Genomic DNA, 1,146 nt, shown 5'->3' with positions numbered 1-1,146 from the left:
GAAGAAGTTTCATATTTAATTCAATCTTTACTAACCCTATGATATAATAAAAGAGCATTTATAAATAAGGAGGGATTCGATTGTCTAGTCAAACACTCGTATTAAGTCCTGAAAAAATTAAGGAAATGGCAACACATTATCAACATTATATGCAGTCTCCAGTTCCTTATAGTATTTTCCGTGCCAAAAAAAACGGCATTGTCATTACCGCGTATCAAAGTGGTAAAGTTCTTTTTCAAGGTCATGGTGCCGAAAATGAAGCAGCTATTTGGGGAACTGCCAGTCAAAAAACAACATTGTCAAAAACCGCTGCCACTACACATTTACCTCATGATTTTGCTGATTGGACGATCATTGGGAGTGATGAAGTAGGAAATGGCAGTTATTTTGGTGCTTTAACCGTTTGTGCCGTCTATTTACCGAAAGAAAAGCAGCCGTTAATGAAAGAACTAGGAGTTAAAGATTCAAAATTATTGACTGATAAACAAATTATCGAGCTGGCTTGGCAAATTAAAGAATGTGTGCCTTATCATTTAACCGTATGTTCTCCTGAGAAATACAATGAAGCCAATCAAACACGTAATGCCAATGCCATCAAAGTCTCCTTACATAATTTTACTATACAAAAATTAATAGCCAAGCTATCAGACAATGAAAAAAATCAATTACAAGGTATTTTAATTGATGAATTCACCAGCGAGAAAAATTATTATCAATATTTAAAAAAGGAAGCAAATCCATATAAAGGTAAAATTTATTTTGAAAAAAAAGGCGAGAGTCATCACTTAGCAGTTGCTTGTGCTTCTATTATTGCACGGGCTGCCTTTCTAGAATCGCTAACCAAATTAGGTAAACCTTACAACACCGTCCTACCATCCGGTGCCGGTTTAAATGTTGATCAAATTGGAAGACGCCTAGTAAAACAATTTGGTCCTAAAATATTAGATAAAACAGCTAAATTGCATTTTGCTAATACCCAGAAGATTTTAGGTAAATAAAACCAATCTATGCCGTTTGTTATGATGATATTCCCTGACTTGCCTACTCACCTTCCCAATAGTCATTAATAAGGTACAAAAGACGCTGGTTGCTAGTACTTTCTACGAATTTTGTATCAACCAAAACGAGGGAGTAGACCAGAAGTAG

General features: G+C 35.1%; 1 protein-coding gene. It reads left to right on the top strand.

Features of this window, described 5'->3' with window-relative positions; all coding sequences use genetic code 11:
* Window positions 1-80: 80 nt before the first annotated feature.
* The gene (gene rnhC / locus GSA01S_RS10260; protein WP_066127316.1) at window positions 81-998 is read left to right on the top strand and encodes a ribonuclease HIII; all 918 of its coding nucleotides are present in this window, start codon (window positions 81-83) and stop codon (window positions 996-998) included.
* Window positions 999-1,146: the final 148 nt, after the last annotated feature.

The sequence above is a fragment of the Globicatella sanguinis NBRC 15551 genome, assembly GCF_001552295.1.
Lineage (GTDB): Bacteria > Bacillota > Bacilli > Lactobacillales > Aerococcaceae > Globicatella > Globicatella sanguinis.
The sequence above is the reverse complement of the archived record's forward strand: the minus strand, read 5'-3'. Positions and strand labels throughout refer to the sequence as shown.